This window comes from Paenisporosarcina sp. TG20 (genome assembly GCF_000286315.1).
GTDB lineage: Bacteria > Bacillota > Bacilli > Bacillales_A > Planococcaceae > Paenisporosarcina.
In genome coordinates this window covers 1-18,438 of the sequence record NZ_ALJG01000299.1, presented here as the reverse complement: position 1 = coordinate 18,438, position 18,438 = coordinate 1, and the positions used below count along the sequence as shown (strand labels likewise).

21 protein-coding genes are annotated in these 18,438 nt (G+C 36.9%); 20 read left to right on the top strand and 1 reads right to left on the bottom strand.

Annotated features, from left to right (window positions below; all coding sequences use genetic code 11):
- Positions 1-301 precede the first annotated feature (301 nt).
- The 20 genes from hprK (at position 302) to B371_RS0110555 (ending at position 17,315) form a co-directional block, all read left to right on the top strand.
- Positions 302-1,237, top strand: coding sequence for an HPr(Ser) kinase/phosphatase (gene hprK, locus B371_RS0110650; protein WP_026023028.1), 936 nt, complete (start codon positions 302-304; stop codon positions 1,235-1,237).
- Between the two features lie 26 nt (positions 1,238-1,263).
- Entirely contained in the window at positions 1,264-2,076 is an 813-nt protein-coding gene (gene lgt / locus B371_RS0110645; RefSeq protein WP_019414301.1) for a prolipoprotein diacylglyceryl transferase, read from the top strand.
- 17 nt (positions 2,077-2,093) lie between these two features.
- Entirely contained in the window at positions 2,094-3,032 is a 939-nt protein-coding gene (locus B371_RS0110640) for a nucleoside recognition domain-containing protein (RefSeq protein ID WP_019414300.1), read from the top strand.
- Entirely contained in the window at positions 3,029-3,685 is a 657-nt protein-coding gene (gene ppaX, locus B371_RS0110635; protein ID WP_019414299.1) for a pyrophosphatase PpaX, read from the top strand. Before B371_RS0110640 ends, ppaX begins: the two co-directional genes overlap by 4 nt.
- Complete coding sequence (locus tag B371_RS0110630; RefSeq protein ID WP_019414298.1) at positions 3,682-4,209, top strand: DapH/DapD/GlmU-related protein; 528 nt, start codon at positions 3,682-3,684, stop codon at positions 4,207-4,209. Before ppaX ends, B371_RS0110630 begins: the two co-directional genes overlap by 4 nt.
- A 135-nt stretch (positions 4,210-4,344) precedes the next feature.
- Entirely contained in the window at positions 4,345-5,526 is a 1,182-nt protein-coding gene (locus B371_RS0110625) for an ATP phosphoribosyltransferase regulatory subunit (RefSeq protein ID WP_019414297.1), read from the top strand.
- A complete protein-coding gene (gene hisG / locus B371_RS0110620; RefSeq protein WP_019414296.1) occupies positions 5,523-6,146 on the top strand; it encodes an ATP phosphoribosyltransferase in 624 nt (207 codons plus the stop codon). The genes B371_RS0110625 and hisG overlap by 4 nt, the downstream gene beginning before the upstream one ends.
- Before the next feature lie 12 nt (positions 6,147-6,158).
- The gene (hisD, locus tag B371_RS0110615) at positions 6,159-7,445 is read left to right on the top strand and encodes a histidinol dehydrogenase (RefSeq protein WP_019414295.1); all 1,287 of its coding nucleotides are present in this window, start codon (positions 6,159-6,161) and stop codon (positions 7,443-7,445) included.
- Entirely contained in the window at positions 7,442-8,032 is a 591-nt protein-coding gene (gene hisB, locus B371_RS0110610) for an imidazoleglycerol-phosphate dehydratase HisB (RefSeq protein WP_019414294.1), read from the top strand. The genes hisD and hisB overlap by 4 nt, the downstream gene beginning before the upstream one ends.
- A complete protein-coding gene (hisH, locus tag B371_RS0110605; protein ID WP_019414293.1) occupies positions 8,029-8,682 on the top strand; it encodes an imidazole glycerol phosphate synthase subunit HisH in 654 nt (217 codons plus the stop codon). The genes hisB and hisH overlap by 4 nt, the downstream gene beginning before the upstream one ends.
- Positions 8,679-9,422: a 1-(5-phosphoribosyl)-5-[(5-phosphoribosylamino)methylideneamino]imidazole-4-carboxamide isomerase gene (gene hisA, locus B371_RS0110600; protein ID WP_019414292.1), complete on the top strand. Its 744-nt coding sequence runs from the start codon at positions 8,679-8,681 to the stop codon at positions 9,420-9,422. The genes hisH and hisA overlap by 4 nt, the downstream gene beginning before the upstream one ends.
- Positions 9,416-10,174, top strand: a complete 759-nt coding sequence (gene hisF / locus B371_RS0110595; RefSeq protein WP_019414291.1) for an imidazole glycerol phosphate synthase subunit HisF — start codon at positions 9,416-9,418, stop codon at positions 10,172-10,174. Before hisA ends, hisF begins: the two co-directional genes overlap by 7 nt.
- Positions 10,171-10,806 (top strand): bifunctional phosphoribosyl-AMP cyclohydrolase/phosphoribosyl-ATP diphosphatase HisIE, encoded by a 636-nt coding sequence (gene hisIE, locus B371_RS0110590; RefSeq protein ID WP_019414290.1) that lies wholly within the window; start codon positions 10,171-10,173, stop codon positions 10,804-10,806. Before hisF ends, hisIE begins: the two co-directional genes overlap by 4 nt.
- Before the next feature lie 73 nt (positions 10,807-10,879).
- Positions 10,880-12,406: a lipopolysaccharide assembly protein LapB gene (locus B371_RS0110585; protein ID WP_019414289.1), complete on the top strand. Its 1,527-nt coding sequence runs from the start codon at positions 10,880-10,882 to the stop codon at positions 12,404-12,406.
- A 73-nt stretch (positions 12,407-12,479) separates the two neighbouring features.
- A complete protein-coding gene (trxB, locus tag B371_RS0110580) occupies positions 12,480-13,430 on the top strand; it encodes a thioredoxin-disulfide reductase (RefSeq protein ID WP_019414288.1) in 951 nt (316 codons plus the stop codon).
- Positions 13,431-13,645: 215 nt separating this feature from the next.
- On the top strand, positions 13,646-14,116 hold the full coding sequence (locus tag B371_RS0110575) for an NUDIX domain-containing protein (protein ID WP_019414287.1): 471 nt from the start codon (positions 13,646-13,648) through the stop codon (positions 14,114-14,116).
- Between the two features lie 3 nt (positions 14,117-14,119).
- Positions 14,120-15,007 (top strand): RNase adapter RapZ, encoded by an 888-nt coding sequence (gene rapZ, locus B371_RS0110570; RefSeq protein WP_019414286.1) that lies wholly within the window; start codon positions 14,120-14,122, stop codon positions 15,005-15,007.
- A gap of 4 nt (positions 15,008-15,011) precedes the next feature.
- A complete protein-coding gene (yvcK, locus tag B371_RS0110565) occupies positions 15,012-16,004 on the top strand; it encodes a YvcK family protein (RefSeq protein WP_019414285.1) in 993 nt (330 codons plus the stop codon).
- 25 nt (positions 16,005-16,029) lie between these two features.
- The gene (whiA, locus tag B371_RS0110560) at positions 16,030-16,971 is read left to right on the top strand and encodes a DNA-binding protein WhiA (RefSeq protein WP_019414284.1); all 942 of its coding nucleotides are present in this window, start codon (positions 16,030-16,032) and stop codon (positions 16,969-16,971) included.
- 86 nt (positions 16,972-17,057) lie between these two features.
- A complete protein-coding gene (locus B371_RS0110555; protein ID WP_019414283.1) occupies positions 17,058-17,315 on the top strand; it encodes an HPr family phosphocarrier protein in 258 nt (85 codons plus the stop codon).
- A 167-nt stretch (positions 17,316-17,482) separates the two neighbouring features.
- On the opposite strand, the gene B371_RS0110550 is transcribed toward B371_RS0110555, so the two are convergent.
- Positions 17,483-18,094 (bottom strand): hypothetical protein, encoded by a 612-nt coding sequence (locus tag B371_RS0110550; protein ID WP_019414282.1) that lies wholly within the window; start codon positions 18,092-18,094, stop codon positions 17,483-17,485.
- Positions 18,095-18,438: the final 344 nt, after the last annotated feature.

The window sequence follows — 18,438 nt, the reverse complement described above, 5'->3', positions numbered from 1 at the left end:
AAAAGCGTCCACCGTAGCGGAAGTAAACGGGTTTCTATGGTTACCCTTCTTAAAGGACCGGGCGTACTTTGCCTGGTTTTTCTTATACTAATAAGAGAGTATAAATATTCGGATATCATATGAAATACAGCTTGCATCATTTTAGAACAAGCTGTTGAATAGTAGTATTTTTAATTATTTACACGGAAAAACAAAGGAAAAGCGAAACAATAAGATAAATTCATTTCATTTCTAAATGTGCATGCTAAAATAAAGAATATATATATAGCATAATTCGAGTTTCTAGGAAAGTGGTGCTTTTATAATGCAAGTGACAACAAAAGATGTGATGGAAAAGTTTGATTTAACGCTTGTCAGTGGGCAAGAAGGAATAGGCAGGCATATTGCCATCAGTGATATTTCACGTCCAGGCCTAGAGATGGCTGGTTATTTTACACACTACCCAGCCAACCGTGTACAATTACTAGGCAAAACAGAACTTTCTTTTTTTGAAATGTTATTGCCGCACGAACGAGTAGAACGCATGCGGAAATTATGTTCACCAGAAACACCAGCAATTATCATTTCACATGGCATGAAAGTACCAGAAGAACTAGAGATTGCTTCTAATGAGGAGAATGTGCCAGTCCTAACAACCAAAATGCCTACCACTCGTTTTTCAAGTTTATTGACTAATTTTTTAGAGAGTAAACTAGCACCTACTACAGCAGTACATGGTGTACTTGTCGACATTTTTGGAGTCGGAGTACTTATTACTGGGAAAAGTGGTGTCGGTAAAAGTGAGACCGCGCTGGAACTTGTAAAAAAAGGTCATCGTCTCGTGGCTGATGATTGCGTGGAAATAAGACAAGAGGCGGAAAATACACTCATTGGAAACGCACCGAAACTAATTGAGCATTTACTCGAAATCCGTGGGCTAGGTATTATAGATATTATGACCTTATTTGGTGCAAGTGCAATCCGAAGCTTTAAACGAATTTCACTTGTAATTGAATTAGAAAATTGGGATGCACATAAAACCTATGACAGACTTGGGCTCGAAGAAGAAAAAATGAGAATTATTGATACAGATGTAACCAAACTGACGATTCCCGTTCGTCCCGGTCGAAACTTAGCTGTTATTATTGAAGTAGGGGCTATGAATTATCGGTTGAAACGAATGGGTGTAAATGCAGCAGAGGAATTCTCCAATCGTTTAAACGATGTCATTAGTCAAAATGAAGATTCGTCTTTTTAAATTAAGAAGTATGGAAGGGGTATGACATGAATTTTTTACTTGGTGCAATTGATCCAATTGCAATTACTCTTGGACCGATTTCAGTACGTTGGTACGGAGTTATTATCGCATTTGGAATTGTAGTGGCATTTTTAGTAGCCCAACGTGAAATGATTAAACAGAAATTTCACCCGGATTTATTGACAGACTTATTAATTTGGGCAGTACCTATAGCAATTTTAGGAGCACGTTTATATTATGTTTTTTCAAAATGGTCATATTACTCAGAAAACCCGAGTCAAATCTTTAAAATATGGGAAGGTGGACTAGCGATACATGGAGCGTTAATCGCTTCATTTATTACTGCTTATATATTCACTAAAAAACGTAATATATCATTTTTAAAAATGGCAGATGTAGTGGCGCCGAGTATTTTAATTGGGCAAACAGTCGGGCGTTGGGGTAACTTTATGAATCAAGAAGCGCATGGTGGACCAGTGTCACGTACATTTTTAGAAAACATGTTTTTACCAGAGTGGATTATTAATCAAATGCGTATAGATGGTACATATTATCATCCTACTTTTTTATATGAGTCTCTTTGGAATTTTACAGGTGTAATACTATTAATATTATTGCGTCGTGTTAACTTAATACGTGGAGAAATGGTATTATTCTACATAATTTGGTATTCATTCGGCCGATACTTTATTGAAGGAATGCGTACTGACAGTTTATATTTAATTGGTGAAATACGAACTGCTCAAGTGGTTTCAATTATTGCCATAGTTGTAGGGATTGCAATTATAGTTTACCGCCGTATGAAAACTAAAGACCCTGTGCGTTATAAAGACGCATAAGTAAGGAAGTTATGTATATGAATACAATAAAAAATGGTCTGTTAGTTGGTTTAAAAACTTCTTGGACACTAAGCAAAATTATTTTCCCTATCACTTTGATACTCGTAATTTTGCAGTATACGCCAGTGTTCCCATGGATTATTGATTTAGTATCCCCGATAATGGGCCTTTTCGGTTTAAGAGGAGATGCAGCAATACCATTGGTTTTAGGTAATGTGCTCAGTGTATATGCTGCAATTGCAGGAATTCTTTCATTAGAATTGACGGTAAAAGAAGTATTCATCCTAGCTGTTATGTTATCGTTTTCTCATAATATGTTTATTGAGACTGCAGTTGCTTTAAAAGTTGGCGTCAAATTATGGGTCGTTTTACTGGTTAGATTTGGACTTGCTGCTATATCAGCCATTGTAATAAATCTTGTTTGGTCAGGCGGATCAGACATTGCACAATATGGAATCGCACCAATAGCGGTTGAAATTCCTAGTGGATGGATGGAAATCGTCTTGCTTGGGTTACAAAAAGCAAGCTTTGGAGTATTACAGCTTGCTATGGTAGTCATCCCTCTTATGGTTGGTGTTCAATATTTAAAAGACAAGAAATACTTACAAAAATTTTCACAAAAACTAGCACCGTTCATGAAGTTACTTGGTATTGCACCAAATGCTTCGATGACACTTGTTTCAGGTTTGGTTGTTGGTTTGGCTTTTGGTGCAGGAATAATGATACAAGCATTACAAGATGACGGGGTTAGTAAGAAGGATGTCACACTAGTTTTTATCTTTTTGGTCGCCTGTCATGCAATAATAGAAGATACGCTCATTTTTATACCTCTCGGAATTCCGATTCTACCGTTATTCTTACTAAGACTTAGTACCGCATGTGTCTTAACAATTATTGTCGCCGCAGTTTGGAAACGAGCCGAAAACCAGAAACGAAAGGAAGTTCTGACTTCATGACAACACAACCGATTACTACGCTTCTTTTCGATTTCGATGGTACGTTGTTAGACACGAACGAGCTCATCATTCAAACATTTTTAAATGTACTGGGTAAGGCATACCCTTTGCGTTATACAAGAGATGATGTGCTGCCCTTTATTGGGCCTTCTTTGAAACAAACATTTGATGCTATTGATGAGACTTTGACTGAAGAATTGATTGAAGAATATCGTGTATGGAATGTTGACATGCACGATCAATTGGTTGTTGAGTACGATGGTGTAGTTGAAACGCTTCGATTATTAAAAGAACGCGGGATTAAAATGGCGATTGTTTCAACAAAAACGAAAAACGTTATTCTTAAAGGTTTAAAGTTTATGCAAATTGAGGATATATTTGAAGTTGTGATTGGACTTGATGACGTAGTAAATCCTAAGCCACATCCAGAGCCGATCTTGCTTGCGCTAAAGCGTCTGAACGCGACACAAGAAGAAGCATTAATGATAGGTGACAATTCTCATGATATAGAGGGTGGTCAAAATGCATTTGTACGAACAGCTGGTGTTGCATGGACGGTCAAAGGAGAAGCCTATCTAGCGACGTTTAAACCTACCTACATGTTGCAACATATTTCGGAGCTACTTGAAATTGTAGAGGGTCAGTCATTATGAGACGAACAGAACGTTTCCCGGTAGAAGGGGCCAACTCCCTTTGGCATATTTATAAAACAGTATCATTTTGGAAAGTTATGAAGAACTTTATTGTAATTCAGCTCGGCCGATACAGTCCGTCATTGCCATTTAAACGTTTTTTATATCGTCGCTTTTTGCATATGAAAGTTGGAGACCAGACTTCTTTTGCATTAATGGTCATGCCAGATGTGATGTTTCCAGAAAGAATATCAATAGGAAAAAATTCAATCATCGGGTATAACACAACTCTTTTAGCACATGAATACTTAATTGAAGAATTTCGAATAGGTGACGTGTTGATTGGTGATCGAGTGATGATAGGAGCAAATGCTACTATTTTACCAGGTGTACAAATTGGAGACGATGCAATTGTATCTGCAGCAACATTGGTGCATAAAGATGTGCCAGCAGGAAGTTTTGTCGGAGGCAATCCAATGAAAGTTATTTATTCAGCCGAAGAAATGGCAACTCGTCGCCGACTGAAAACAGAAAAGACCTCATGAAGATATTTTCAATGCTTCAAGGGGTCTTTTCTATTGACGCACCCTATTAGTTGAGATAAAATAAGTTTTATTTCATCGTAGTAGTATGTTAGCACGCTAAAGCGAAATATCCTTATTTTAGGAAGTGGGTTTAAAATGACACCAATACAAAAATTTGAAAAACCTCTAGGAATGAGAGATTCTTTTCCATTAATCAATGAAAAAAAAGAAAATGTACGTGACGTTGGAAGAAAATTCTTCAGATCACGTGGTTTTGATTTTATAAAAACACCAACAGTTGAGTACTATGAAACCATAGGAAAAGCATCTGCCATTCCAGATTCATCATTGTTTAAATTAGTAGACCGTCAAGGCGAGACTCTTGTGCTCAGACCTGACATGACGACGCCAATTGTTCGTGTAGCAACATCTAAATTATTAAAAGAACAGATTCCGTTGCGTCTTGCATATTTCGCCAATGTATTTCGTGCTCAAGAACACGAAGGAGGCAGACCAGCTGAATTTGAACAAATGGGAGTAGAGTTGATTGGAGATACTTCTGTTTATGCAGATGCTGAAATGATTATTACGGCAGCTGAATTTGTTCAGGAACTTGGGATTGATGATTATCGACTAACAGTAGGACATGCGGGACTACTGCAATCTATATTGTTACAACTGACACAATCTGAAGAACAAGTGACTGAATTGCACAAACTACTGGTAGAAAAAAATATGGTTGGATTTGAAGAAACTCTAAAAACTTTTAATCTTTCAGAAGAACAAGAGCGGAGCTTTATTGAATTTATTGGACAGGCTTCTAATGTGGATTCAATTCAGCAGTTAAGTCCATTTATCGATAAAACAAACCCTAAACAAGTGACAATGTTTTCATACTTACAGAACTTGTCCTCTTTACTACAAAATGCGGGCCTCTCAAATATGGTGACATATGATTTAACATTAACGAGCGAAATGAGTTATTACACTGGAATGCTATTTGAAGTTTTTGCTAGTGGTTCTGGTTTTGCGATTGGAAATGGAGGGCGTTATGACGGATTGTTGCAAGAATTCAACTCAAATGTGGGTGCAACTGGATTCGGATTACGTGTTGATCGTCTACTTGAGGTGATGACTTCAACATCGCCACTAGAACCTCACACCTTGATTTTCTTTGATGAAACTAATTATATGAAAGCTGTTATAGAGGCAGGGAAATTAAGATATCAAGGTATTCGTACAACAATACAGTGTCTTGATAGTGTTGAAGACAAACATGCATACCAAACTAACTTTACTGATGTTCAATGGTTAATAGAAGGAGATGGCAGACGATGAGTGAACTGACAATTGCAATGCCCAAAGGACGAATTTTTGAAGAAGCATATGCATTACTTCAAAAGGCTGGGTTTCAGTTACCAGATGATTTGGAAGAATCTCGTAAACTCATCGTTGAAGTTCCACATGAAAGAATACGATTTATTTTAGCGAAGCCAATGGATGTACCAGTTTATGTAGAGCATGGTGTAGCAGACATCGGAATAGCAGGTAAAGATGTATTACTTGAGCAAAAACGAAGTGTTCATGAATTATTAGATTTGAAAATCAGTCAATGTTATATTGCAACTGCAGGCTTACCAAATACGTTGATGAATGATATTGCACCTCGAGTAGCAACCAAATATCCAAAAATTGCTTCTGATTTTTACAAAGAAAAAGGTGAGCAAGTAGAAATTATTGGCTTAAATGGTTCAATCGAATTGGCGCCGATGATTGGATTAGCTGATAGAATTGTAGACATTGTTTCAACTGGACGAACATTAACTGAAAATGGATTAGTTGAATATGAGCGCATTGTTGATGTAACATCGAGGTTAATTGCAAATCCTGTAAGTTATCGTTTAAAAAGTGAACGAATTCGAGACATGGTAAAGCGGCTTAAAGATTCAATGGAGTAAGGAGAATATAACATGCAAATCATTTCTTTATCACAAGATATTTCATTAAAAAGACCATTAGATATGGGTAACGCACAGCAATTGGAAACGGTGAGATTGGTTTTGGCTGATGTGAAAAACCGTGGTGACATGGCTATCACAGAATATAGTGAGAAATGGGATCATGTTAAATTAGACAATTTCCGTGTTTCAATTGATGAAATTAACCATGCAAAAGCATCATTTGATCCTGTCCTTCAAAAAGATATGGAAGAAGCTGCTCATAATATTCGGGTTTTTCATGAAAAACAAAAACGTTTCGATTATGAAGTAGACTTGAAAAATACTTCTTTCATTGGTCAACGAGTTAGTCCTTTAGAATCCGTGGGTCTATATGTACCAGGTGGTTTAGCTTCCTATCCATCTTCAGTATTAATGAATGTAATACCTGCTCAAGTAGCAGGAGTGGAGCGAATAGTAATCGTTTCACCTCCGAACGATCAAGGTTCACTACCTGATGCAGTATTGGTAGCAGCATCAATATTGGGTATCGAGGAAATTTATAAAATAGGTGGAGCGCAAGCAATTGCGGCATTGACATATGGCACGGAATCAATTAAACCGGTGGATAAAATAACCGGTCCAGGAAATATTTTTGTTGCATTAGCTAAACGTGAAGTATTTGGATTGGTTGCTATCGATATGATTGCAGGTCCAAGTGAAATTGCAATCATCGCGGATGACACAGCATATGCTGATGAAGTAGCAGCAGATTTATTATCTCAAGCCGAACATGATCCAATGGCATGTCCAATTTTATTAACTACAAGTTATTTACTTGCAGATGAAGTGGCTAACGAAGTTGAAAAACAACTGTCTACTCTCCCGCGGGAAAAAATCGCACGAGCGTCTGTTGAAAATTTTGGGAGAATCTATGTTGCAGAAACAATGACAGAGATTATTAATGCTGTTAATAAGTTAGCACCTGAACACTTAGAAATCATGACTCTTAATCCACAAGAAATTGCACAACAAGTTCGTCATGCTGGAGCAATCTTTATTGGACGTTATAGTTCAGAACCTATTGGGGATTACTTTGCAGGAACAAATCACGTTTTACCAACTAATAGTACTGCGCGATTTTCTAGCCCGCTATCAGTTGACGATTTTGTGAAAAAGACTAGCGTAATTTATTATTCTGAAGAAACTTGGAGACAGCACTCACCAAAGGTTGCGCGTCTTGCAAGGATGGAAGGTTTAGAAGCTCATGCACGAGCCGTAGAATCAAGAAGTTGGACAAAGGAGAAGGATCAATCATGACACGAAAAGCAACGATTAATAGAGTAACCAATGAAACAACAGTGAATGTGACACTTCAACTAGATGGGGAAGGTCAAGCAACAATCGATACAGGCGTTCCATTTATGGATCATATGCTTGATCTATTTGTTAAACACGGACACTTTAATGCGACCATTCAAGCATCTGGGGATACGCATATCGATGACCACCATACAACGGAAGATATCGGTATTGTTTTAGGACAAGTAGTAAAAGAAGCGCTTGGCGATAAAAAAGGGATTCGTAGATACGGGAATGCCTTTGTACCTATGGACGATGCATTAGCCCAAGTGGTAATTGATTGTTCGAACCGTCCACATTTAGAATTCAGAGCTGATCTTCCTAAAGGAAAAGTGGGAAATTTTGATGTAGAACTTGTTCATGAATTTTTATGGAAGTTTGCATTAGAAGCACGAATGAATGTCCATGTTATTGTTCACTATGGTCACAATACACACCATATGATTGAAGCAATCTTTAAAGCATTGGCAAGAGCACTTGATGAGGCTGTCTCAATAGATGCACGTGTCAAAGGGGTGCCATCAACGAAAGGATTATTAACATGAAAATAGGCGTTATTGATTACGGAATGGGAAATTTATACAGTGTTGAACAGGCTTTACTTAGACTAAACTGTGAGGTATTTATAACGTCAGATATTAAAGTTCTTAATCAAATGGATGGATATCTATTGCCTGGTGTAGGGGCATTTCCGGATGCAATGAGTCGATTAAATGAGTTGGGTTTAGATGTTTATATTAAACAACTTGTAAAAACCAATAAACCCTTACTAGGAATTTGTTTAGGTATGCAACTTTTATATGAGGATAGTAAAGAAAATTGTTTAACAACTGGGTTAGGGTTATTAACTGGTAGAATTCAAAAATTTAATGATTCCGACTCACAACAACGTGTCCGAATTCCTCATATGGGCTGGAACCCGCTATCATTTACACAACAACCATCATGGCTACCGGACCTAGATAAAGAAGATTCGACACATGTATACTTTGTCCACTCATTTTTAGCTCGAAATACGACACAACATGAAGTTGTAGCAAGTAGCACATATGGTGGACAAGTAGTACCTGGAATTGTCCAAAAAGGTAATATCACAGGCATGCAATTTCACCCGGAAAAATCGGGGCCGTTTGGGAAATACTTATTGGGTCAGTGGGTTAGACAAGTTAGAGATAGGGAGAGACAAAACACATGACATCGATTGAAATATATCCAGCAATTGATATGCGTGGAGGGAAATGCGTTCGCTTGTTTAAAGGTGATTATAATCAAGAAACAATCTATGCAGACTCTCCTTTTGAAATGGCGAAAACGTTTGTAAGTCAAGGTGCTAAATGGATACATATGGTAGATTTAGACGGAGCTAAAGATGGCAAGCGAATTCACGATAAAGATGTCATCCGAGCTGCAACTGAGTTAGGTGTAAATGTTCAAATAGGTGGGGGAATTCGGACTGAAGAGGATATTCAACATTATCTGGATAACGGGGTAAAACGTGTAATTATAGGTAGCTTAGCTATTTCGCAACCTGAGTTAGCGGTATCGTTTATTCAAAAGTTTGGGGCACATCGTATTGTGATTGGAATTGATGCAAAAGATGGCATGGTGGCAACTCATGGATGGCTAGAAACATCGACAAAGTCAGCAATTGAAGTTGGGCAATACTTCGCAAATAATGGTGCAAAGATTTTCATATTCACTGATATCGCGACAGATGGCACGTTAACCGGACCAAATATTTTGGCAAATGAATTACTCGCTGAAGCAACAGGAGCAGAAGTCATCGTTTCTGGTGGAATTAGTTCGCTTGAAGATGTGAAAAAAGTGGCGGATGCAGCAACTCACTCATTGATTAGTGGGGTCATTATTGGCAAAGCACTATATGAGAATCGATTTACTTTACCCGAAGTTTTGAGTGAGGTGACTTCATGTTAACGAAACGAATCATTCCTTGTTTAGATGTTAAGGAAGGACGCGTGGTCAAAGGTGTCCAGTTTGTGTCCTTGCGTGATGCTGGTGATCCAGTTGAACTCGCAAAGTTTTATGATGAACAAGGAGCTGATGAATTAGTATTTTTAGATATTTCAGCTTCTCATGAAGGAAAAGAAACGATGGTAGATGTGGTGCGAAAAACTGCAGCAACACTGGCGATACCTTTTACAGTTGGGGGTGGCATACGCACGCTTAATGACATGAAAAAAATGTTGCGTGCAGGTGCTGATAAGGTTTCTGTGAATACCTCAGCTATCGAACGTCCACAGTTAATTGCAGAAGGCGCAGCGTTTTTCGGGTCACAATGCATTGTAGTGGCAATAGATGCTAAATGGTCTCAAGAGAAAGGGACATGGATGGTCTATACCCATGGGGGAAGGCATGAGACGGAATTAACAGCAGTTAAATGGGCTCAAGAAGCTACACGTTTAGGTGCTGGCGAAATACTGCTTACATCAATGGATCAAGATGGAGAAAAAAGTGGATTTAATTTAGCTTTAACACAAGCTGTAAATGACGCAGTCAACGTTCCTGTTATTGCTAGCGGTGGAGCAGGGAATGCACAACACTTCTATGACGTCTTTACAAAAGTAGACGTAGATGCTGCACTTGCTGCTTCTATATTTCATTACAAGGAAACAAGCATAAGTGAAGTGAAAAGTATTTTACGAGAGAAAGGAGTGACAGTGAGATGACATCTTTCCAAATAGATTCACTAAAATTTGATAGTAATGGGCTTATACCAGCAGTTGTACAAAATGCTCAAACGAAAGAAGTTCTCACGGTTGCGTATATGAACCGAGAGTCACTTGAGAAAACAATTGAAACAAAAGAAACATGGTTTTTTAGTCGTTCTAGAAAAGAGTTATGGAATAAAGGTGCTACAAGCGGTAATACACAACAAGTAATAGCAATTCGAACAGATTGTGATGATGATGCCCTAGTTGTTGAGGTACTACCTAAAGGACCAGCTTGTCATACTGGTGAAGATACTTGTTTCCATAAACATATCGTAACTCCAAGTCAACCTGTCGGCAGCTTTGGAATACTCTCTAATTTAGTCCAGGTTATTCAAGACCGAGAAAAAGCGATGCCAGAAGGAGCATATACTACATATCTATTCGAAAAAGGCGTAGATAAAATAGGTAAAAAAATTGGTGAAGAAGCGACAGAAGTGGTAATTGCAGCGAAAAATCGGGATGCAAATGAATTGCAATGGGAAGCAGCAGATTTATTGTATCACTTGTTAGTATTGCTACAAGAACAAAAAGTTAACTTATATGATGTTTTGGAAGTATTACAGAAACGGCATGAGGGTAAATCATAAAATTCTGTGATATAATAAAGAAATTCTGAAAAGGAACCTAATGTGTTCCTTTTTATTTTTTCGGAGGCATTAATTGAAAAAACAACATAAACAACCAACGAATGAAAAGATCGTCTCATTTATTCCAACAGGCGAATATTATTATCAAAAAGCGTTATTAGCTCTTAATCGAGAACAGTTTGAAAAAGCGCATAAATATTTAAGGCGTGCAGCGGAACTGAGTCCAGATGATCCGCTTATTTTAATGCAATACGCTATTGTGGAAATGGAAGTAGAGAAATACGATCACGCACTTGAATTATTGGAAACAGCACATAGTCTGGACCCTAATGAAACTGAGATTGTATTCTTCTTATCGGAAGTAAATGCACATCTAGGTTTTCTTGCAGATGCACGAAAGTATGCGAATAAGTATATAGAATTGGATACAAATGGTTCATATGTAGAAGAAGCTATGGAAATCCTCGACTTCTCAGAACAAGAAGAATTTCCTTTGTTTGAAGACGTTAATTTTGGAAGTGAAATATTAATTATTCAAGAAAAAGCTCGACGTATGATGGAAAAAGGAAATTTCGACAAAGCGATAGAAGTATTAGAAAAATTAATTGAAGACAATCCTGATTTTTGGGCTGCTTATAATAACTTAGCTCTAGCTTATTTTTATATTGGTGAAGTTGACCAAGCAAAAGCATTATTGCATAAAGTATTAGAAGAAAACACAGGGAATTTACATGGATTGTGTAATTTAGCGGTCATTCATTATTACGACAAAAATGAGCCAGAGCTCAATCATTTGTTAAACTTACTGAGCAAAATACAACCGTATATGATAGAACACCGCTATAAACTAGGGGCAACTTTTGCCTTAATGGGCCGATATGAAGATGCATATAAATGGTTGAGATCGCTTCAGAAACGAGGATATGAGGGAGACCCTGGATTTTATTTTTGGCTATCACATTCAGCGTACTTTTCAGGTCATGAAAAAGAGGCCCGCCATTCTTGGAAGCAATTGATTCAAATTGATCCTGAAAAAGAAGGACTTGAACCGTGGGTTGGACAATTAGAAGGTGAATCCCTAAAGGGAATGGAGAATAATCGGGATTTTGTAGTTGAAAAACTAGAAAATGCTTATCGAAGTGAGCGTTTATTTGGTTTGTTTTTAATTGGTAAGTCTGCTCATAAACAAGAAATATTAGCACATCCAGAATACGTAAATGTTGAAACCTATTCAACAATGGAAAAGTGGCTATTAGCCCATTCTCTTGGACACGGAATTAAAGCAAAAACACCTGATGAACGCTCTTTTATACGTGCACTTGATGCGACTGAAATATTGTATGGAAAAAATAATCCAATTACAGTTGATAGATCGTTTTTGTTTCAAATGTGGTTTGTATTAATTGAACGGGCAATTGATAAGGGGTATGCATTTAAAAATCCAAATGCTTTAGCTGCCGCTGCGGACTATATGTTTCAGTCTTCACGTACTGAAGGAATTACAAAAAAATGGTTTGCTGAGAATTATGAAATTACTACGCCAACTATTACGAAGTATGTAAATGAACTTACTCAATTTTTGCCACTCTTTGATGCTTAAGCAAAAAAGTTGAATGAGTGACACAAATCTTATACGATTTATGTAAGATGTATCGGTTTAGGAGGCTTTATTAATGACTGAAGAAAAAATTTATGATGTTGTAATTATTGGTGCAGGACCCGCAGGTATGACAGCGGCTGTTTATACATCACGTGGAAATTTATCTACCTTAATGATTGAACGAGGAATTCCAGGTGGCCAAATGGCAAATACTGAAGAAGTTGAAAACTATCCTGGGTTCGAACATATTTTAGGACCAGAGCTTTCTACCAAGATGCTTGCTCATGCAAAGAAATTCGGCGCAGAGTATGCATACGGTGATGTGAAAGAAATTGTTGATGGTGAAGCTTTTAAAACAATAAAAGCGGGTGGTAAAGAATATAAAGCACGTGCCGTTATTCTAACTCCCGGCGCTGAATATAAAAAGATGGGTATTCCAGGCGAAACTGAACTCGGAGGGCGTGGGGTTAGTTATTGTGCAGTCTGTGATGGGGCATTCTTTAAAAATAAAGAATTAGTAGTCGTTGGTGGAGGAGACTCTGCAGTTGAAGAGGGTGTATATTTAACTCGTTTCGCTAGCAAAGTGACAATCGTTCACCGCCGTGATGAGTTACGTGCTCAAAAAATCCTCCAAGACCGTGCGTTTGCTAATGAAAAAATTGATTTCATTTGGAATAATACCGTAAAAGAGATTAATGATAATAATGGAAAAGTGGGCAGTGTGACGCTGGCATCAACTGTGGACGGTTCTGAAGTAGAATTTAAAGCAGATGGGGTATTTATTTATATCGGTATGCTTCCATTAACTAAACCATTTAAAAATCTAGGTATATTAAATGAAAATGGCTATATCCTGACGAATGATCAAATGGAAACAAGCATTCCTGGTATCTTTGCTGCAGGAGATGTACGAGAAAAAACATTGCGTCAAATCGTAACTGCAACAGGTGATGGAAGTATTGCAGCACAAGCAGCACAGCATTATATAGAAGAATTACATGAAAAGTTAAGCCTAAAGATTTAGTTTTTAATATTTGTTTAACGTATTTGTAACACTCGCGTAATAATAAAGGTGTATATTAAGGGTAGTAAATTGACCCCCTTTTTATAGCATTATTTTGATAAGCTGTTTCTCGATTAACTTCGAAGAAACAGCTTCTTTTTTTCATATTCATGATAAGATCACTACAAAGTTGTATAATAGTAATAGTGAGTTTATTTGGATGTGGAGTGTCAGCCATGCAACGTATAGCAAATTTAATTGTACTAAAAGATAATAAAGTCCTTTTATTAAAAAAACCACGCAGAAATTGGTATGTAGCACCCGGGGGTAAAATGGAAGCTGGAGAGTCCATCTACAACTCCGCTATTAGAGAGTTTAAAGAAGAAACGAATACAATACCAGTAAATCCTCATCTAAAAGGTGTTTATACAATGGTCATCCTTGGAGAGCAAGAAGATAAAAATGAGTGGATGTTATTTACTTTTGTTGCACATGACGTAAAAGGAATTCCTTTTAAGTTTACCAACGAAGGAATTCTAGAGTGGCATCCTGTGGAGGATTTAGCCCATTTACCAATGGCTGAAGGAGACAGAACAAACTTACAATTTGCTGTCTCTGGCAAAGGAATTCAGTATGGTACATTTGTGTATACAAAAGATTTTGATTTAATTCAAGAGGAAATTCAAGCTTCGACTGAGGAGGAATAAACAATGAAAGAATCACTACAAACTCAAGATTCAGAATTTGTCATTATTACCGGAATGTCAGGTGCAGGGAAAACAGTCGCCATTCAAAGCTTTGAAGATCTTGGTTTTTTCTGTATTGATAACTTACCACCAGCATTGTTAATGACATTTTTAAAATTAATGAAGGAATCAGGTAAAGATATGAATCGTATTGCCACCGTAATGGATATGCGTGGTGGAGACTTATTTGATTCGTTAATCGGTGCGCTAGATGAAATGGCGAAAGTAAATATGGTGCAGCCAAAAATTTTATTTTTAGAAGCAGATGATGAAACCCTTGTTAGACGATACAAAGAAACACGTCGCTCGCACCCTTTAGCGCCAGCAGGATTACCTTTGGATGGTATTGCAAAAGAACGCTTATTACTTTCTGAGTTGAAAGGAAGAGCACAATTTATTTACAATACGTCTACGTATAAACCGAAGGAACTTCGCGAGAAAATCCAAGAAGAATTTTCTTCTAATGGAAATTCAATGTTTACTTTAAATGTAATGTCTTTCGGTTATAAACATGGTTTACCAATCGATGCTGATTTAGTGTTTGATGTACGATTCTTACCTAACCCTTATTATATTGAAGATTTACGTAGTATGACGGGATTAGATTCCGAAGTATCTGATTATGTATTAAAATGGCCTGAAACCCAAATATTAATTGAAAAAATGACGGATCTACTAACCTATATGATTCCTCAATATAAACGAGAAGGTAAACGTCAACTTGTTCTTGCATTTGGTTGTACGGGTGGACAACACCGCTCAGTTACCCTTACAGAATACTTCTCTAACTTATTTCTAAAAGATTATCATACAGTAAGTACACATCGTGACGTCAAAAAGAGAGAGGGTTGATGGGATGGGACGTTCCAAACGCCGCAAAAGAATCGTCATTATCGGCGGGGGAACTGGTTTGTCCACGTTACTTCGGGGATTAAAAAAATTTCCTGTAAACATTACTGCAATTGTTACAGTTGCAGATGATGGTGGAAGCTCTGGCAGACTTCGAGACGATTACGATATACCTCCACCAGGAGATATTCGAAAAGTAATGGCTGCATTATCAGATGTAGAGCCTTTGGTAGAAGAAATGTTTCAGTACCGCTTTAGTCAATCAGCAGATTTAGGTGGCCATTCTTTAGGTAATTTAATGTTAACGGCCTTAACAGACATTACGGGTGACTTTTCACATGCAATTCGTGAAATGAGTCGTGTATTAAATGTTCATGGCACGATTTTACCAGCTGCCAATCAGACGATTACACTTCATGCAGAATTAGAAGATGGCACAATCGTTACGGGAGAGTCTAAAATCCCTACGTATAATCAACGTATTCGACGTGTATTTTTAACGCCAAATGATGTAGAACCACTATCAGAGACAATTAAAGCAATACAAAAAGCTGATTTACTCGTATTTGGTCCAGGAAGTTTATATACTAGTATTTTACCCAATTTATTAGTGAAGGGTATACAAAAAGCAATTTTGAAATCAAATGCTCAAAACATTTATATCTGTAACTTAATGACACAAGTTGGAGAAACCCATGAGTACACAGCTGCTGATCATGTTAATGCACTTATGTTACATATGGGAGCCCCTTTTATACAAACTATTTTATTAAACACGGATGAAGTTCCTATGTCCGTTCAAAAAGTATATGAACAAGAACAATCCAAACCGGTAAGTTATGATGAAACCCAATTAAATAAATTAGGGATAACAGTGGTCAAAAAAGATATCGCGACCATACAGGATGGAGCTATACGACATGATGCAACCAAAGTTGCAGAATGGCTCGTCCAATACGCGGAAGATAGGGAAAATGCAATCAAGCAAACATCTATCTAATTCTCGCTCTTAGGGGGTTTTACCTATGTCATTTGCATCTGAAGCTAAAAAAGAATTGACGCAATATGACATAATACCTTGTTGTGCGAAATCAGAATTATCTGCACTGATTCGTATGAACGGTGCGCTTTCATTTGCCAATCGGAGTTTAAGTCTAGATGTTCAAACAGAAAATGCCGCTATCGCCAGACGCTTATATACTTTAATGAAAGAGTTATATCCTTATCAAGTCGAATTATTAGTTCGAAAAAAGATGAGATTAAAGAAAAATAATGTATATATTTGTCGAGTAAGGGATGGCTCAAAATCATTGCTAGAAGATTTGAAAATCATCTCAGAAGATTTTCAATTCAATCATACAATTTCTAAGGAATTGGTTAAAAAGAATTGTTGTAAACGCGCCTATTTGCGCGGTGCATTTTTAGCTGGTGGGTCAGTTAATAATCCTGAAACAGCTGCTTATCATTTGGAAATATATTCAGTATATAAAGACCATAGTGAAGCGCTTGTGAATTTAATGAATGGCTTTAATTTAAATGCTAAAACCATTGAGCGTAAAAAAGGTTTTATAACGTATTTAAAAGAAGGAGAAAAAATTTCGGACTTCTTCAGTATTACTGGTGCACATCACGCACTATTGAAATTTGAAGATGTACGAATTATTCGAGATTTAAGAAACAGTGTAAATCGTCTTGTGAATTGTGAAACTGCTAATTTAAATAAAACGATTGGTGCAGCTATTCGTCAAGTGGAGAATATTCGATTTATTGATAACGTCATGGGCATAGATCAATTACCAGAGAAACTAAGAGAAATAGCTCGTTTACGTGTGGAGTACCAGGATGTAACACTAAAGGAACTAGGTGAAATGGTTTCTACAGGAAATATCAGTAAGTCAGGTATTAATCACCGATTGCGTAGGCTTGATGAAATCGCAGATAGACTTCGTGGTGGCGGGAATGTTTGATAAAGTGATAGATAGTTGTAGTAATGACATATTTCAGCTAACATAAAAATAATACAAAACGGATGAATTTAAGGGGGCATGACTGAATGGTTGAAAAACAAGGACAAGTGGCATTGAAGTCGGGATTACAGGCAAGACAAGCTGCTCTTTTTGTACAAGAAGCAAATCGTTTTCAAGCAGATGTATATTTAACAAAAGGTGACAAAAAAGTAAATGCAAAAAGTATTATGGGTATTATGAGCTTAGCTATTAGTAAAGACTCAGCAGTCATTATCAGTGCAGAAGGGTCAGACGAGGAACAAGCAGTCGCAGGATTAATTGCTATGATTGAAACAAACGCATAGGGTATAAGAACAACTTTGAAGACAGTAAATTTAACTTTTCTAATCTGCTTGACTAAAGTTTTCGGATTGCTATCCAAAAAGGACCCGAAAACCCAAGTCTACAGTATAGAAAATAACTGCTAAAACTGCTTATATCCAGAGTGATAGTGCTTTCTTAATGAGCTGTTTTACTTAATAGTATTTGCGATATTGACTAAAATTTCTTTTGTTACGGTTTTTGAGATTCTCTTATCCACTAATAAAATATATTGCCATTCATCTTCTTCAAATGCAAGAAGATCCAGAAGTGGAAAATTAGTACTGTAAATTGCTTCACTTCCATCACTTAATTTAATTACTTGGCTAATTTTCTTTTCACTAATTTCTATTTTGTATTTGACTGGTTTAATTCGAATCTGATAATGATTTTGATCGAAATGCTCATTTAAATAGCTTATTTCAAATTGCTCATTTTCTTTTCCGTATGAGTGTTTAAATCGACCAAAACTGTGAGTGAAAATAACAGGAGGAAGTTCTGTAGGCAAAGCAATACTACGCTTAAAATGTTCTGTGCTCTCTTGTAGAGCTATGTTAACTTCTTTATACCCGATTTCTAATAAAACTTCTTCAAATGCTGGAACTTCTTTATTTTCAACGTTATTTTGAACTACAACTTGTGGATCCCAGAATACTCCTAGTACTTCAGATACAGGGGTTACTTGGTCATTTAAATTAGACGGTGAAGTGGGCTGAAAGAGAACGTTAGAAAATACAGCCAAAAGGACTATCATCATTTTCATTAAGTTACCTCCGTTAAAACAAATTATTGATATTATTATAATCCCCTAAATTTTATAATATATCCTAAATTTAATTGATAGACAGCTTTCGGTGAAGTTGTTGTAATTTGATAGTTAGTCGAATTAATTTATAGAATTCAATGTTAGGGCTGTCCCAAAAGTCATAGAAAATGACTTTTAAGGATAGCCCTTTTTTCATGTAAAACCTGCATTCCCGAAAAATTATACCAATGAATATACAAAAACCGCTCTAGATCAAGGTTTTATCTAATAGTTTCGTTGACTTCTTTCGTATTCCTTGGTATAATTATACCAAGGAACAGAGGTGTTGTTATGTCGCTTGT

Coding starts and splice junctions, on each gene's coding strand:
- lgt (WP_019414301.1), top strand. CDS start 1,264: ATGAATTTTTTACTTGGTGCAATTGATCCAATTGCAATTACTCTTGGA.
- B371_RS0110575 (WP_019414287.1), top strand. CDS start 13,646: ATGCAACGTATAGCAAATTTAATTGTACTAAAAGATAATAAAGTCCTT.
- hisG (WP_019414296.1), top strand. CDS start 5,523: ATGAGTGAACTGACAATTGCAATGCCCAAAGGACGAATTTTTGAAGAA.
- rapZ (WP_019414286.1), top strand. CDS start 14,120: ATGAAAGAATCACTACAAACTCAAGATTCAGAATTTGTCATTATTACC.
- hisD (WP_019414295.1), top strand. CDS start 6,159: ATGCAAATCATTTCTTTATCACAAGATATTTCATTAAAAAGACCATTA.
- ppaX (WP_019414299.1), top strand. CDS start 3,029: ATGACAACACAACCGATTACTACGCTTCTTTTCGATTTCGATGGTACG.
- B371_RS0110555 (WP_019414283.1), top strand. CDS start 17,058: ATGGTTGAAAAACAAGGACAAGTGGCATTGAAGTCGGGATTACAGGCA.
- B371_RS0110625 (WP_019414297.1), top strand. CDS start 4,345: ATGACACCAATACAAAAATTTGAAAAACCTCTAGGAATGAGAGATTCT.
- hisF (WP_019414291.1), top strand. CDS start 9,416: ATGTTAACGAAACGAATCATTCCTTGTTTAGATGTTAAGGAAGGACGC.
- B371_RS0110640 (WP_019414300.1), top strand. CDS start 2,094: ATGAATACAATAAAAAATGGTCTGTTAGTTGGTTTAAAAACTTCTTGG.
- hisA (WP_019414292.1), top strand. CDS start 8,679: ATGACATCGATTGAAATATATCCAGCAATTGATATGCGTGGAGGGAAA.
- hisIE (WP_019414290.1), top strand. CDS start 10,171: ATGACATCTTTCCAAATAGATTCACTAAAATTTGATAGTAATGGGCTT.
- B371_RS0110550 (WP_019414282.1), bottom strand. CDS start 18,094: ATGAAAATGATGATAGTCCTTTTGGCTGTATTTTCTAACGTTCTCTTT.
- hisH (WP_019414293.1), top strand. CDS start 8,029: ATGAAAATAGGCGTTATTGATTACGGAATGGGAAATTTATACAGTGTT.
- yvcK (WP_019414285.1), top strand. CDS start 15,012: ATGGGACGTTCCAAACGCCGCAAAAGAATCGTCATTATCGGCGGGGGA.
- trxB (WP_019414288.1), top strand. CDS start 12,480: ATGACTGAAGAAAAAATTTATGATGTTGTAATTATTGGTGCAGGACCC.
- hisB (WP_019414294.1), top strand. CDS start 7,442: ATGACACGAAAAGCAACGATTAATAGAGTAACCAATGAAACAACAGTG.
- whiA (WP_019414284.1), top strand. CDS start 16,030: ATGTCATTTGCATCTGAAGCTAAAAAAGAATTGACGCAATATGACATA.
- B371_RS0110630 (WP_019414298.1), top strand. CDS start 3,682: ATGAGACGAACAGAACGTTTCCCGGTAGAAGGGGCCAACTCCCTTTGG.